This is a genomic window from Phormidium sp. FACHB-1136, assembly GCF_014697375.1.
Classification (GTDB): Bacteria; Cyanobacteriota; Cyanobacteriia; order Phormidesmidales; family Phormidesmidaceae; genus Nodosilinea.
On the sequence record NZ_JACJRS010000123.1, the window covers coordinates 1 to 15,094 of the forward strand.

Annotated in this window: 11 protein-coding genes and 1 pseudogene; 6 read left to right on the forward strand and 6 right to left on the reverse strand. The window is 57.3% G+C overall.

Annotated features, from left to right (window positions below; translation table 11 throughout):
* Positions 1 to 96: 96 nt before the first annotated feature.
* Positions 97 to 1,152, reverse strand: coding sequence for a leucine-rich repeat domain-containing protein (locus tag H6G62_RS23430; protein ID WP_190499713.1), 1,056 nt, complete (start codon positions 1,150 to 1,152; stop codon positions 97 to 99).
* A gap of 83 nt (positions 1,153 to 1,235) precedes the next feature.
* Positions 1,236 to 1,976, reverse strand: coding sequence for a phytochelatin synthase family protein (locus H6G62_RS23435; RefSeq protein ID WP_190499716.1), 741 nt, complete (start codon positions 1,974 to 1,976; stop codon positions 1,236 to 1,238).
* 394 nt (positions 1,977 to 2,370) lie between these two features.
* Between H6G62_RS23435 and H6G62_RS23440 the strand changes: the two genes are divergently transcribed.
* From H6G62_RS23440 to xdhB, 6 genes are all read left to right on the forward strand, one after another.
* Positions 2,371 to 3,240 carry an ABC transporter ATP-binding protein gene (locus tag H6G62_RS23440; protein WP_190499718.1) on the forward strand — a complete coding sequence of 290 codons (870 nt, stop codon included), beginning with the start codon at positions 2,371 to 2,373 and terminating at the stop codon, positions 3,238 to 3,240.
* Between the two features lie 97 nt (positions 3,241 to 3,337).
* Complete coding sequence (locus H6G62_RS23445) at positions 3,338 to 4,654, forward strand: MlaD family protein (RefSeq protein ID WP_199325199.1); 1,317 nt, start codon at positions 3,338 to 3,340, stop codon at positions 4,652 to 4,654.
* A 33-nt stretch (positions 4,655 to 4,687) separates the two neighbouring features.
* Positions 4,688 to 5,152 (forward strand): nitrate reductase associated protein, encoded by a 465-nt coding sequence (locus tag H6G62_RS23450; protein ID WP_190499720.1) that lies wholly within the window; start codon positions 4,688 to 4,690, stop codon positions 5,150 to 5,152.
* Between the two features lie 281 nt (positions 5,153 to 5,433).
* Positions 5,434 to 6,897 (forward strand): xanthine dehydrogenase small subunit, encoded by a 1,464-nt coding sequence (gene xdhA, locus H6G62_RS23455; protein ID WP_206755656.1) that lies wholly within the window; start codon positions 5,434 to 5,436, stop codon positions 6,895 to 6,897.
* Between the two features lie 125 nt (positions 6,898 to 7,022).
* The gene (locus tag H6G62_RS23460; RefSeq protein WP_190499722.1) at positions 7,023 to 7,214 is read left to right on the forward strand and encodes a hypothetical protein; all 192 of its coding nucleotides are present in this window, start codon (positions 7,023 to 7,025) and stop codon (positions 7,212 to 7,214) included.
* Between the two features lie 81 nt (positions 7,215 to 7,295).
* Entirely contained in the window at positions 7,296 to 9,620 is a 2,325-nt protein-coding gene (gene xdhB / locus H6G62_RS23465) for a xanthine dehydrogenase molybdopterin binding subunit (protein ID WP_190499724.1), read from the forward strand.
* A 14-nt stretch (positions 9,621 to 9,634) separates the two neighbouring features.
* Here the strand turns inward: xdhB and H6G62_RS23470 are convergent, their stop codons facing one another.
* The 4 genes and pseudogenes from H6G62_RS23470 to H6G62_RS23485 form a co-directional block, all read right to left on the reverse strand.
* Complete coding sequence (locus tag H6G62_RS23470; protein WP_190499725.1) at positions 9,635 to 11,428, reverse strand: GAF domain-containing protein; 1,794 nt, start codon at positions 11,426 to 11,428, stop codon at positions 9,635 to 9,637.
* A gap of 458 nt (positions 11,429 to 11,886) precedes the next feature.
* Positions 11,887 to 12,537: a response regulator transcription factor gene (locus H6G62_RS23475; protein WP_190499727.1), complete on the reverse strand. Its 651-nt coding sequence runs from the start codon at positions 12,535 to 12,537 to the stop codon at positions 11,887 to 11,889.
* Positions 12,506 to 14,617 carry a PAS domain S-box protein gene (locus tag H6G62_RS23480; RefSeq protein WP_190499728.1) on the reverse strand — a complete coding sequence of 704 codons (2,112 nt, stop codon included), beginning with the start codon at positions 14,615 to 14,617 and terminating at the stop codon, positions 12,506 to 12,508. The genes H6G62_RS23475 and H6G62_RS23480 overlap by 32 nt, the downstream gene beginning before the upstream one ends.
* A 213-nt stretch (positions 14,618 to 14,830) precedes the next feature.
* Positions 14,831 to 15,094, reverse strand: a pseudogene (locus tag H6G62_RS23485) (IS1 family transposase); the annotation flags it as partial.

Genomic DNA, 15,094 nt, shown 5'->3' on the forward strand with positions numbered 1-15,094 from the left:
TGCTTCTGAAGCTCTTGCTTTTCCTCTGACGTTAGATAGTTTCTGACTCCCATGGCTTATTCCAGAATTTTAATGTATTATACGCAGTTTAGATGACTAACAGCTTAGTGAGGTGAGTTTTTTAAGCTCTTTCAAAAATGAATAATCGCTGTCGCTGAGTTCATTTTCACTTAAATCCAGAAATTCAAGCTGCCTTAACTCTGACAAGGCTGAAATATCACTAATATTATTGCCACTCAAATCTAGCGATATTAATTCTGTCATCGTAATCAAGAAAGAAATATCGCTAATTCTATTACGACTTAAGCTCAGCGACGTAAGTCCCCTTATCTCTCCTAAACAAGAATATTTGATTATTTTATTATCTCCCAAATCTAGTTTTTTGAGTCTTTCTAGCGAAGATAAAAATGAAGCATCACTAATTTTGTTGTCTCTTAAGCACAAGAATTCGAGTTCTTTTAGTTTTTCTAAAAAAGAAATATCACTGATTTGATTGGAACTTAAATCTAGTGAGGTAAGTCTTTTTGATCTTGCTAAAAATGAGAAATCATCAATTTCATTGTCACTTAGATCTAATGACGTGAGATTTCCAAGTTCTGACAAGCATGAATAATCGTTAATTTGATTAAGACTTAAATTAAGTGAAGCAAGTCTTTTTAGTCTTGTTAAAAATGAGATATTAGTGATTTGAGTAGAGCTTAGAGTAAGCGAAACTAGGCTTTTCATCTCTGCCAGAGATGACGTATCGATAGCTTCAACATTACTTAAATCTAGAAACTCAAGATTTTGCAGCTTAGCTAAAAACGAAGTGTCAATGACTTGACTTTGACTTAGGGACAATGATGTCAGATCTTTAAGATTTGCCAACCATGAAAAGTCAGGCAATTTGAGGCGATTCAGATATAAATACTTGACTTTTCTAAACTTCCAGAAAGGATAATTAGTTAATATATCATGAGGTACTGGTTGCAGAAATAGTCCACTAACGGCTCCGTCACACGTTATAGAGTAAGAATTCTGATTGATACGGCCAGGACTATACCAATCCCATGCCGCAACCTGGTTATGCCGCTCAAACCGGGCTTCGGGAATTTCTTCTAGGGGACGGCCCAGGCGTTCTTCCAGTTGGCGAATCAGGTCTAGGTCAGACATGGGGGTTTAGGCGTGACAGTCTAGGGGGCTATGGCAAGGCAAGGCTCTGTTAGGGCTTGATCTACAAACTTAGGCTAGACAGATCACTTATCCCCAGATTGCGCCTCAATCAACAAAAAACCACGGGTTTGGCCCGATACCGAATCTACGGTGTTAATCGCCTGCCACAGCAAATCAGCCTCCACCCACACAGGGGGATACTTGTAGCGCGACACATCCAAAATTAAAAACTGGTCGGTATCGGCATCGTAGGCGGCGATGGGGGAAATGTGGCCACCCCGTTCTTGGCCAATAGTGCGGCGCAGGTAGTTGATCAACACATAGTTGCCAGGGGTATCGAGGTTGGCACGAATCAGGTCGCGAAATTCGCCTAGGCTGACCTCGCTGCCGTGGTGAATGTCCACCTGAACGGGATAGGTGGACAAGATTCCGGCCAATTCCGCCAGGGTTAGCCCCTGCCGTGCGATGGTGGCCTGGGGAATAATCGCCTCGGTTTGGTCGTTAAAAAGATTCTCCTGGGTAAAGTAGCCGCGTTCCCATTCCGGCGCGAGGGGGGCGGGCACGTTCAGGGCATTCAGTACCATCACCATACTGGCCACGCCACAAAAGGCTTGGTTAATTTGGGTGACAAACTGGCTGGTCAGGGGCACGTAATCGGCCAGGGCTTCGCTATCCCGCAACCGCGCCTGTCCCTCGGCAGAATTTAGGTCGGTGAGATGATCCGGCAGGGGCAGGGTTTGGGCCAGCAGCGGGGAAGCGGTGACCAGCAGCCCAGCCAAAGGGGCCAGCCAGAGGGCGCAGAATCGCCGTTGTCCTAGATTCATCAACGTTTCCTCACAGGGGGGTAAGGTTGGGCAAGCGATAGGTAGTTATTCTGATGATCCAGGGCACAATAACGATGCGATCCGTCATTACCTGGAGCCAGGGAATTGGGGTGGATGCTAAGGGCATAGGCCAGCGGGGAATGGAGTGAGCGCATCTGTGGTTTTATCGTAGCCTGTTCCCTAGAGATGACCGCTATCCTTGCCCCTGGCGGTTGGTCTGGCAAACGTTCGACAGGCGATGTAGCCCCCAGGTCACAAGTCTCAGATCAGCCGTCTAAACAGCATGGCCTTTGGGTAATCCTCCATAATGGGGACAGTGTGTGGGTGTCTCCCGTTGGTTAGGGTTAGGTACTCCCGCGTGGTCGTCAAAAAAACGGTCGTTTCGGAATCTCTTATGAATGCCCACCCCAATCCTCCGATTAATCCTCATCCTCCGGTGGCGGCAGGGGACTCTACCCTGGGTGCCCTGCCTGGGACAGACTGTGGCCAGGAGGCTCTGTTGCAACTGGAGGGTATCTCCAAGTGCTTTGGCAGTAACCAGGTGCTCGATCAGGTGGCGATGACGGTCTATCCGGGGGAGGCGGTGGCCATCATTGGCCCATCGGGAACTGGGAAATCGACGATTCTGCGGATCATTGCTGGGTTGTTGCCTGCCGATGCGGGCGAGATCTATATAGCGGGTCAGCGGCGGCGGGGGTTGATTGAGGATGCCCAAGATCCTGTCGGGATTGGCATGGTGTTTCAGCAGGCGGCCCTGTTCGACTCGCTGACGGTGGAGGAAAATGTGGGCTTTTTGCTCTATCAGCATTCCACCTTGCCCCGTCGCCACATTCGGCAACTGGTGGCGGAGGTGCTGGAGATGGTGGGGCTTCCGGGCATTGGCAGTCGCTACCCGGCGGAACTCTCTGGGGGGATGCGCAAGCGGGTGAGCTTTGCCAGAGCCATTATCAGCAATCCTGAACATCCCCAGGATCGGCCCGCCCTGCTGCTATACGATGAACCGACCGCTGGCCTCGATCCCATCGCCTCGACGGTGATTGAGGATCTGATTCGCGATATTCAGCGGGGGCATGGCTGTGGCTCGTACCTGATTGTCACCCACCAAGACAGCACCATTCGCCGCACCGCCGACCGGGTGATTTTTCTGCATCGGGGTAAAATTCAGTGGAGTGGCCCCATTGACGCCATTGACGAAACCGACAATCCCTATGTGCGGCAATTCTTTAGCGGCCAGGTTGAAGGCCCCATTCAGATGGCCCCATAATGGGGCAAACCCATCCGTGGGGAGCGCAATGGTCAGGGGATGATGGCCAAAGGGCTGAACTAGGCGCAGGGCGCACCGGACGATAACCTAAGGAGCGATGATGCGGGAACGGGCCATTCGAGAAGGTTCAGTCGGGCTGCTGATAGTGATGGCGGCGGGGCTATTTGGCGGCATGGTACTGTGGCTGCGCGGTTACAACCCCAGGCAGCAGAGCTACCGAGCCACCTTTCTGTTTACCAATACCCTCGGCGTTCAAGAGGGGGCGGCGGTACGGTTTCGGGGGGTGCGCGTAGGGCGAGTGCTGGCCATTCGTCCGGGGTCTAACCAGGTGGAGGTTGATGTGGAAATCAGCCCACCGACCTTGCTGATCCCCAGCGACTCGTTGATTGCCGTCAACCAAGCGGGCCTGATTGGCGAAACCACCATCGACATCACCCCCCAGCAAGACCTGACGGTGGCCACAGTCAGCCTCACCCCCTTTGAACCCAACTGCAACCGAGACCAAATTCTCTGCCATGGCGATCAGCGAGTGGGGCAAGTGGGAGCCAGCTACGAATCCTTGATTCGATCCGCCGAAGAGTTAGCCACTACCTTTTCCGACCCGAAACTGACCGCCAATCTCAACCGCACCCTGGAAAATGCGTCGGAGTTTGCCGCCAGCGCCACGGTGCTTTCCGGGGAATTAACCCGCCTATCTCAGCAGGTGCAGACCGACCTAGGGCCATTGATGGCCTCCGCCAACCGGGCCACCGATAACCTCGATGGCACCCTCACGGAAATTGGTAATACCGCCACCGCCATTGGCTCAGCGGCCAACCAGTTTGAAATCACAGGCAGCGAAGTCAACGGCCTGATCAATCGCAACCGCAACAGTCTCGTCACCACCCTCGACAGCCTCAGCCGCAGCAGCGCCCACCTCGAAACCATCATGGCCACCCTGTCCCCTGAAATTCAGGACAGCCAGTTTATCGCCAACCTCGACCGCCTCTCCACCGATGCCAGTGCCGCCATGGCCGATATCCGTGCCCTCACCGCCGCTGCCAACACCCCCGAAAACCTGGTGATGTTGCAACAGACCCTCGATTCGGCCCGCAGTGTTTTCCAAAGTGCCCACAAGGTGATCGCCGATGTGGACGAACTGACCGGAGATCCCACCCTGCGCAACAACATTCGCAACCTCATCAACGGCCTAGGCACCCTGGTGTCCCTCACCGACCAACTGGAGCAAGACAGCCGCCTCGCCCAAGCCCTCACCCTGCCCAGGGGTGCCCAGGTGGATCGCATCCTGCTCACCCCAGCGCCCCACCCCAGCGCCCCACCCCGCCCCACCCCAGCCCCGCCCGCCAACGCCCCAGCGCCCCTCCTGATCACCCACAATGGTCAGTACTATCAGCTACAACTTCAGTCGCGTTAGTTGCCCTTGATATTGTCCGCAGGTGGGCCACCCATGACCGATACCCTGTTTCAGTTTGAATTGGATTTTGCCGATACCCTGCACTGTGTCCCCATGGGGGTGCGGCTAAAATTGGATACCTGCGGCATCAAGCTTTCCCTGGCCCAGTGGAACCGCTTTGACTGGGCGGAACGGCAGCAGCTTGTAGAACGCCCCTGCGATGGGCCAGAGACCGTGGCCACCTATCGAGATTATGTCGCCACCCTGGTAGACCAACACCAGAGCGGCCCCCTGAAAACCCTGGCCATCGATCCCCATCCGGCCTGGTTGCAGGCCGAGGTAATTCCGCTCGCCGTGCAGCAACGGGCCGAGGAACTAGGTTGTTCCCTCACCCTAACTCACTGGCAAGGATTCAGTCCCCTACAGCGGTTCGCATTGATAAAGCTCAGCCGCCCCAGCCACGAAAACCACAATTTTCTCCCTGCCCTGCGAGAATTTGGCCTCTGCACCGAAAGCTAGCCCAGTCGCCGCAGGGGCTACAACCCTTAAAAACAAATTTGGCATTAAAAATCGTCACTTTGTAGTCAGGGCTACTTATGTTCACTGTCACAACCGATTAGCCTCAACGTCTATAGCGACAACGATGATGGACAAACGGATGCTGTCTCGTTAGCTTCCTCAACAACAGCCGGGTTAGATCGTGTTTCTTGCCCGGTTTTCTGGTGTATGGCGGTTAGCGAAGGCCCATTCCTGCATCGAAGGCGGCGCTGTGCAAGGTTATCCCTAGACGAAGCAGCTCTGTGACTCAGCAATCTGTGACTCAACAACTCGACACCCAACTCACCCTTACCATCAACGGAGAGCCTGTCTCCGTCGAAGCCCTCTCCCCGGCGATGACCCTGCTGGAATACCTACGCCTGAGCGGACGGGCGGGCACTAAGGAGGGCTGTGGCGATGGCGACTGTGGCGCTTGCACCGTGGCCATCATTGGCGAAGGGGCCGATGGCAAACCCCACTACCAGGCGGTGAATAGCTGCCTGATTCCCCTCGGTGCGGTGGCGGGGCGGCAGGTGTATACGGCGGATGGCATTGCCCAGTGCCGCATTCCCAAGAGTCCCCTCGTGAAAGAACCCGTTACCCTAGAGCAGTTGCACCCCGTCCAGGCGGCGATGGTGGAAACGGGCGGATCCCAGTGTGGCTACTGCACTCCGGGCTTCATCATGAGCCTGTTTGCGGCCTACTACAACGGCGGGCCGGATGACCTCTCGGTGGAAGGCAACCTCTGTCGCTGCACGGGCTATATCCCCATTCGTCGCGCCGCCGAAATGGTGGCCGCCGACGCTCCCCAGGACAGCTTTTCGGCACAGTTGGCCTCGGCCTCCACGGATCTGTTGCCCCTGGCCTACACCGGACGCGAGGAGCAGTTCTACCGTCCTGACTCCCTCGCCGATGTCCTAACCCTGCTGCAACAGCATCCCAACGCCACCCTGGTCGCTGGAGCCACGGATCTGGGTCTAGAAATGAGCTGGCATCGGCAGCACTACCCGATTCTGATTTCCCTAGAAGCCGTCACGGAACTGAAGCAGGTGCAGAACACAGCGGATTTTGTAGAAATTGGCGCTGCCGTGCCCCTCAGCCACATCGAAACTAACCTGCATGGCCTCTTCCCCAGCATGGATGAGATGATCCACTGGTTCGCGGCGCGGCAAGTGCGCAACCGAGCCACCCTGGGCGGCAACATTGGCACGGCATCTCCCATTGGCGATATGCCCCCAGTGCTGCTGTCGCTTGATGCCACCCTCAAGCTGGCTGGCCCCAGCGGCGAACGGGTAATGCCCCTGGCGGATTTCTTCCTCGGCTATCGCCAAACCCAGTTGCAATCCGGCGAGGTAATTGTCTCCGTCACCATTCCCAAAGCGACTACTCCAGGGACAGATCGCCGCCTCGCCCAGTCCTACAAAATCGGCAAACGCGGCACCGACGATATCAGCATCGTCGCCGCCGCCTTTTTGGTGGATGTGGATGCCAATAACCAGATCCTCCACGCCCGTCTGGGCTACGGTGGGGTCGCCGCCACTCCTGCTAGGGCAACCGAAGCTGAAGCCTTCCTGGCCGGCAAACCCTGGAACTCCAGCACCATCCAAGCGGTGAAGCCCATTTTGCAAGAAGCCTTTACGCCGCTAACCGACCTACGAGGCAGCGCCGAGTATCGCAAGCGCCTGGTCGTGAATTTGTTCGAGAAATTCTTCTCCGAATTCCCGTAGGATGGGCACCGCCCACCATCCCCCGTTGGCCCTCACCCCTAGCCCCTCTCCCACGGGGAGAGGGGAGCCGGAAGTAGACAAAATGCCCTCACGAATACACTGTTCTTCCGTAATGGTGAATCTTAATGACCGTCCTAGCCCAAGAAATTCTCAGTCAATTTGATCGCTTGTCTAATGCAGATCAGATGGAGATTGCGCTAGAGATTTTGAGGCGACTGGTTAATTTTGATTTTCCACCATTAACCGATGAAGACCTAGCTTTAAGTGCAGAGAGCCTATTTTTAGACCTCGATCAAAAGGAAATCTGCCGTGAGTAGCTTTGCTCAAAAGCTAGACCATGCTCCGTTTTAGCATCCCCTGTTTTCCCAGTACTCCCCAGAAAAAAGAGGTAATCCCCCATGAGTCCAGTTGGTCAGCGTAAGAGCCACGAAAGCGCCGTTGCCCATGTGAGCGGAACAGCGGTCTACACCGACGATCAGCGGGAGCCGTTGGGGATGTTGTCGCTGTTTCCGGTGATTTCGCCCCACACCCACGCCAAAATTACCAAGCTGGATCCGAGTCCGGCCCTGGAGGTTGAGGGTTGTGTGACGGTGCTCACCGCCGCCGATGTGCCGGGGGAAAACAACACCGGGGTGATCGTTCACGATGAAGTGCTGCTGCCCACCGATGAGGTCTATTACTACGGCCAAGTCGTCGCTTGGGCGGTGGGCGAAACGGAAGAGGCTGCTCGCGAAGCGGCGGGTAGGGTGGTGGTTGAGTATGAACCCCTGCCTGCCCTGAAGACCGTACAGGAGGCCATCGCCGCCAGCAGCTACCACAACGACCCTCAGTTCATTCGGCGGGGGGATGCCGATGCGGCCCTGGCCCAAGCACCCCATACCTTCTCTGGTGAGGTCGAGGTGGGCGGACAGGATCACTTTTACCTCGAAACCCAAACCAGTTGGGCGGTGCCCGATGGCGAGGGCAATCTTCAGGTCTTCGCCTCCACCCAGCACCCCACCGAAACCCAGGAAATCGTTGCCCGTGTGCTGGGCCTGTCTAAGAACCAGGTGGTCTGTACCTGTCTGCGGATGGGCGGTGCCTTTGGTGGTAAGGAATCCCAGGCGAATCCCTTTGCGGCGGCGGCGGCCTTGGCGACTTATAAAACGGGTCGTCCGGCACGGGTACGGCTGCGGCGGCACCACGATATGTTGATCACCGGGAAGCGCCACGGATTCTTGAACCAGTACGAGGTTGGCTTTGACCACGAGGGCAAAATTCTGGCCATGAAGGCGCTGCTGGTGGCCGATGGCGGCTGGAGCCTCGACCTCTCGCCCCCGGTACTGGCGCGGGCCATGCTCCATGTAGACAACGCCTACTACATCCCCAACCTGGAGGTAGAGGGGCGCATCGCCAAGACGAACCGAGTCTCGAACACCGCCTACCGGGGCTTTGGTGGCCCCCAGGGGATGATTGTGGCCGAGGAGGTGGTAGATCGCATTGCCCGTACCCTGAATTTGCCGCCGGACGTGGTGCGCGAACGCAACTTCTACCACGGCACCGGGGAAACCAGCACCACCCACTACAGCCAGGAAATCGTCGATAACCGCATTGCCCGCGTGTGGCAGGAGGCCAAGGCCAATTCTAACTACGAGACCCGACAGGCCGAAATCGCCGCCTTCAACGCCAGCAGCCCCTACAAAAAGCGCGGTCTGGCCATCACCCCGGTCAAATTCGGCATTTCCTTCAACAAGGTGCAGTACAACCAAGCCGGATCCCTAGTGCTGATCTATACCGATGGCAGCATTCAGCTCAACCACGGCGGCACCGAAATGGGGCAAGGTCTCCATACCAAGATGATCCAAGTCGCCGCCAAGGCCCTGGGGGTAAAAATCGACCGCATCCGCATGATGCACACCAGCACCGACAAAGTGCCCAACACCTCCGCCACAGCAGCCTCCAGCGGCTCAGACCTCAACGGCCAAGCGGTGAAAAATGCCTGCGAAATCCTGCGGGATCGCCTCGCTGCCGTGGCGGTGCGAATGCTGAACCTAGACGCCCCCGAAGACATGGTATTCGAGGACGACTGGATCTACTGCCGCACCTACCCCAGCGCTCGGATTTCCTTTGATGAGGTGGTGCAGCAAACCTACAGCGAACGGATCAGCCTCGCCGCCACGGGCTTCTACCGTACCCCCAACATCTTTTGGGATCCCAAGCTGGGCAAGGGTCGCCCCTTCTACTATTTCGCCTACGGGTCTGCGGTGTCTGAAGTAGAAGTAGACGGCTTTACGGGCACCTTTAAGCTGCGCCAGGTGGATATCGTTCACGATGTCGGCGAATCCCTTAATCCCTTGGTGGATAAGGGCCAAATTGAAGGCGGCTTTGTCCAGGGCATGGGCTGGCTGACCATGGAGGAGTTAGTTTGGGATGGCGAAGGTCGCCTCCGCACCTTTGCCCCCAGCACCTACAAAATTCCCACCATCAGCGAAATCCCGGAAAACTTCACCATCCACCTGCTAGAACGCGCTTCCCAAGACGGTGTCATCTACGGCAGCAAAGCGGTAGGCGAACCCCCCTTCATGCTGGCCATGTCCGTCCGGGAGGCGATCCGCGCCGCCGTCGCCGCCTTTGGGGATGCTGACTACGTGCCCCTGGGCCTGCCCGCCACTCCAGAGGCCACTCTCTGGGCCATCGAAGGCATCCGGGAGGCCAGCCGAGAAGCTCAGCCCGTGGGGGCTTAGGTTTACCCACTGCTTTAGGCCAATACCTGGGCCAGCTTGGTGAGCAGGATAGCCATGGAATAGGGTAAATCCTCCTCCTTTGAGGCGCAGGGGGGTGGGGTAATGTCTAGATCGATAGGGGGGACGGGGGCACTGCTGTTAACGGTGAGGATGGGGATATGGGGGGCCATCTGGGCTAGGCGGCGGGCCATAGCTCCGGCGCTAAAGGTGGACAGGGCCAAATCTAAAACGATAGCTCCCAGGTTGGCCTGGTGCTCAATCACAGCAGCCAGAACTTCGGCCCCGTCCTCGGTGGTTAGAACGGTATGGGATCCACTGGCGAGCATAGCCCGCAGCAGTTCCCGATCCTCCGCCTCGGCCAGCAGCAGCAGCAGGGTAGTGGGCTGGGTGGGCAAGTGGGCTAGCCGCCGTTGCAGTAGGGGAAGGTCTAAATCGGGCACCTGGGCTGGCAGGTAAACCTCAATGGTGGTGCCCACTTGGGGTTGGCTTTTTAGGTTGAGCCAGCCGCCATAGACCTGTACCAAGCCTAGGGCGGTGGAGAGGCCCAGGCCCGAATGGCCCTCTAGGGCACGGGTGGTAAAGAAGGGTTCTAGGCAGCGGTCACAGACCTCTGGGGCCATGCCTTCTCCGGTATCGGTGAGGGTGGCGACCACGTAGGGGCCAGGGGATCGCTGGGGATAGGCCGCATCGCCCTGCCACCAGACATTATGGGCACTGAGGTGTAGTTGACCACCCTGGGGCATGGCGTCGCAGGCATTGCGGCACAGGTTGGTGAAAACCTGGTTGAGGTGGGTGGCATCGGCCTCCACGGGCCAGAGGCGAGTGGCTTGCAGCCGGGAGGTGATCAGCCGGGATTCGGGCTCAGTTTCGGCTAGGGTTTGCACTAGTTCTCCCAGCAGGTAGGCCAGTTGGAGGGAGTGACGTTGGCCCTCTAGCCCCTGGGCAAAGGCGAGCACCTGGTCGATTAGGCTGGCTCCTCGATGGGCGCTGGATTTAATGCGGTTCAGCCAAAGCTGCTGCTGTTGCTCGTTGAGGGCGGGCTGCTTCAGCATTTCTGCTGCTAGGAAAATGGGCGTTAGGATTTCGCCTAAATCGTGGGCCAGCCCCCCAGCCAGGGTGCCTAGGCTGGCGAGGTGTTGCTCCCGCACTCGGGCCGACTGTTTCTTCCATTGGGTGGCGGCCTGGGTTTGCTGAAGCAGGGCAATTTGGGTCTGGTGGTAAAGTTCCGATTGTTCGATGGCAAGGCCCACATGGTCGGCCAGTTGTTTGAGGGTGTGTCGTTCTTCGTTGGCCCAGGGCCGGGGAGCCGTGCAGTGTTGGGCCACCAGTAGCCCCCACAGTTGCCCCCGCACCCGCAGAGGAACAACCAGATTAGCCCGCACTTGCAACTGTCGCAGCAGGTCTTGATGACAGGGCGAAAACCCCGCTGTTTCAATATCGTCTACGGCTTGAATGCGGCCTTGGGCATAGACCTTCACCCATTGCTCGGCAAAGTGATCATCGTAGAAACGCCGCCCCTGCAATGTCTGGCAATGGGGCAGGTGATCTTCCACCAGCACCACGCCGCCCCAGTCGGATTGAAATTCCAACAAAAATACCCGATCCACCCGCAGCCAGCGTCGTACCTCCGAAACCGTGGCTTGTAGCACCACATCCAAATCGAGGGATCGGCGAATGCGCTGCACTAACCGCAGCGTCCACAGCAAGGATTGCCGCTGGGATCGGGGATCGGGGGATCGGGTTGGGGCAGAGTCCTTGGTGGGCTGAAGCGTCTGGGTGGCGTAGCCCTCGTCGGTGATGGTACTCATGGTGGCCTCGCAACATCTAGGTGCCCCTGGTTCCAGGGTTGGGGCGGTGGGCCTTTCCCTGGGGTTAACTTGTTGGTCGGTTGATTCACTAAAAACCGCGTCTAGGCTCTTCTTCTGCCTTCACCATAGGTCTGTGGATAGGATCTGAATATCAGGGTTTGGCGGATTTTACGGAGAATGCACCCTGAGACCAAATCCGAATTGAAAAACCCTGGTTTCTAGCCCAACAAACCCTAGGGGCGAGGTCTCCTCCCCCGCTGATACCGTGGGTAAGTAAGCCGGATTTAGGATCATAGGGTGTTCTCCTAAAACGTGAGCCCAACGGTGGGCGGTGATTTTGGGTGATGGCGCGTCCCTACCAGGGCTATTCCCAACCTAACGCCGCAGACGGTGGGCAAGCATCAGCAAGATCCTGAGTTTTGGGGGCTAAATCCCTGAGTTGTTTGCACTTGGGCAACCTACTCCAGCACCACCAGCCCGGTACGAATGGCGTAGCGCACCAGTCCGGCGATGTCGTGGATGTCGAGGCGATCCATCAGTTGGGCGCGGTGGGTTTCTACGGTTTTGGCGCTGATGTAGAGGATATCGGCAATGTCCTTGGTGCTTTTGCCCGCTACGATCAACTGCAAAATTTCCCGTTGGCGGGGGGTGATGTGGTCGAGGGGGGTGTCCTCAGATTCTAGGCGACGCACATAGTCCTTCACCACGTATTTAGAAACGGCGGGGCAAAGGTAGGTTTCGCCCCTAGCAATGGCGCGAACGGCGATCTCCAGTTCCTTTAGTCCACTATCTTTGAGCAGATAGCCCGATGCCCCGGATCGCAGGGCTTGGTAGACATATTCTTCGTTGGCGTGCATGGAGACAATCAGCACCCGCACCTGGGGAAAATCGTGGGAGATGCGGGCAGTGGCTTCTAGTCCGTTCATTTCGGGCATGGCAATGTCCATCAGCACCAGTTGCGGCTTTAAAGATTCCACCAGGACGAGGGCTTCGCGGCCATTGTCGGCTTCGCCCACCACCTCTACCCCCGGCAGTTCTTCCACCAAGGCCCGAAACCCGGCCCGAACCAGGGTGTGATTATCGGCAATGATCAGAGTAATGGGTGCCATGGTTGTTCTGATAGGGGATCGCAAAGCAGGTTTCTGGGGGGAGACTAGCTTCCTGCACCAGGGGAACCTGAAGTTCTACCGTGGTGCCCTGTCCAGGTTTGGAGGTGATGACTAGGTGCCCCCCAATGTGCTGTGCCCGTTCCGTCATGCCCAACAAGCCTAGGCTGGTGCCCCCTCGGCTGTGGTAAGCCGCCTCCCTATCAAAGCCTACCCCATCATCTTTAATGGTGAGGCAGAGCCACTGGGCCGATCTGACCAGCCGCACGGTGACTTGGCGGGCCTGGGCATAGCGGGCAATGTTGGTCAGAGCTTCCTGAACGATGCGGAAACAGGCGGTTTCGGTGGCAGGGGGCAGCGGGGGGAGTTGGAGATCGCAGATCAGGGTTTCGGCTAAGCCCGTGCGGTCGGCGTGGCGGCTGACATACCAACGCAGGGCGGGCACCAGACCCAGATCGTCTAGCAGGGAGGGGCGCAGGTCGAGGGAGAGGTTGCGCACCTGCTGCAAGGCTCCATCGGCCAAGTGCAGGCCATCCTCTAGGATCGCTAGGGCGTGGCAATCCTCCATCAACCGTTGCAGCCGTTGCAGATTGAGCTTAATGGCGGTGAGGGCTTGGCCCACTTCGTCGTGGAGTTCTTGGGCAATCCAGCGTCGTTCCGATTCTTGGGCGTCCAAAAGCTGGGTGGAGAGATCCTGTAACCGTTGGCGGTCGGCTTGCACCTGCTCGAATAGGCAGGCATTTTGCAGGGCAATGGCGAGGTGATTGGCGGTTTCCTGGGCCATGGCTTCGTGGTCGGCCTGAAAGTAGGCCACCTGGGGGTCGGCCAGGGTAATTTCGCCAATCACTCGGCCATCCACCCGCAGCGGCACCGTCAGCACCGACCGCTGGTGGTAGCCCTGTAGCCCTTGCAGCAGGGGAACGGGCTGATCGAGGGTGGCGATGTCATCGATGCGCCAAAGGGGCTGATCGGAACCCTGGCCATAGACAAAATCCCCCAGGGGCCAGCGGGTTTCGGCGGGGCGATTCTGAACGTCGGCGGTATCGGCCACCACTTCGGCCTGGGCCGTTTGGCCATCGAACACCACCACCAACCCTCGCTCGCAGCCCAGCAGTTGATGCAAGAGGGTGAGAGCCGCCTGGGCCATGGCAGGGGGGCGAAACTTCGACAAAATCGCCCGATCCATGGTGTGTAGTCCCTGAAGACGCTGGGTGTAGTGGCGCAGGGTGTCCTGGTTTTGCTTCGCCTGGGAAATATCCTGAATCACCGAAATAAAATACTGGGGCTGCTGCTGGGCATCACGCACCAAGGACACCGTGAGACTGACCCACACCAGGCTCCTATCCTTGCGGATGTAGCGCTTCTCCATGGTGTAAGACTGCCGCTGCCCCGCCAGCATTGCCTGCACATAGGCCAGGTCGGCATCCAAGTCGTCGGGGTGGGTAATGTCTTGGAAGGTAAGCTGTAGTAGTTCCTCGCGGCCATAGCCCACGATGTCGCACAGGGTTTGGTTCACCCACTGCCATGCTCCATCGGGGGCCACATGGGCAATGCCCACCGCTGCCTGCTCAAAGGTGGCCCGAAAGCGTTCTTCACTGTGGCGCAAAGACTTGATCACCTGCCGATAGGGCGTTATGTCTTGGATCGTGCAGAGCAAATGCCCCACCCGCCCCGATTCATCCCGAATCCCCTTCACATCCACCAGGGCATAGATTAAGGATCCATCCTTGTGCAGAAATCGCTTCTCACGGGTATAGCCGTCCGTTTCCCCCGCTAGCACCTGCTGGATTTTCGTCACCCCAGTCTGCACGTCATGGGGATGGGTCACTTGCTTCCAAGATAACTCCTGCATCTCAGCGCAACTGTAGCCCAGCATGGTGCAAAACCGCTCATTGACCCGCACCCAGGTTTGTTGGTGCGGGTCGTAAATCACCATGCCCAGGAAAGGGAGGTCAAAAAAGAGCCGCAGCATGGCCTCCTCTTCCAGCGATTCCCTCGCCCCACCGCCTAAGGTTTCTGGCCCGTTCTCGATGGGCCGTTGCTCTGACGCCGATACCGAAACTCGGTTTGGGTTCATGGCCATGCGCCTACCCTTCTTTTCCTTGCTGTTTCTACATGCTCTGCACCCTACCGCCGCCCCTTTGGGCCAGCCCAGAAACCCAGACCATTACCTTTTGCCAGTCATCCTCCTTGGTTCCTAGGCTTAGAGTGCCTAGAAACCAGGGAAATCAACCGATTCTTCAACAACCGTAATATTGCAACTCGGAAATAGGGCGATGCCCTCGGCACTGGTTCTTTAAAGTAGGAGGGCTTCAAAGCCCCTGGAATTGAGCAATTCAGCCATTGAGATGGGGCGGGTTGTGAAACCCATGGCCATCGCAGGGGGCTGCTTGCCCTAGAGTCCCCAGGGGGGGCGTACCCAATGATGGATCAACCGCTGAACGTCCCAACTGCGCTGTAAGCCCTCGGTAGTCTTAGCATAGAGGTTTTGGCGGCGGCGGTAGGCACTACACCGTCGCCGGAGGGCCGCATTGTTCGCCTCATTATGGTTTGCGTGGAC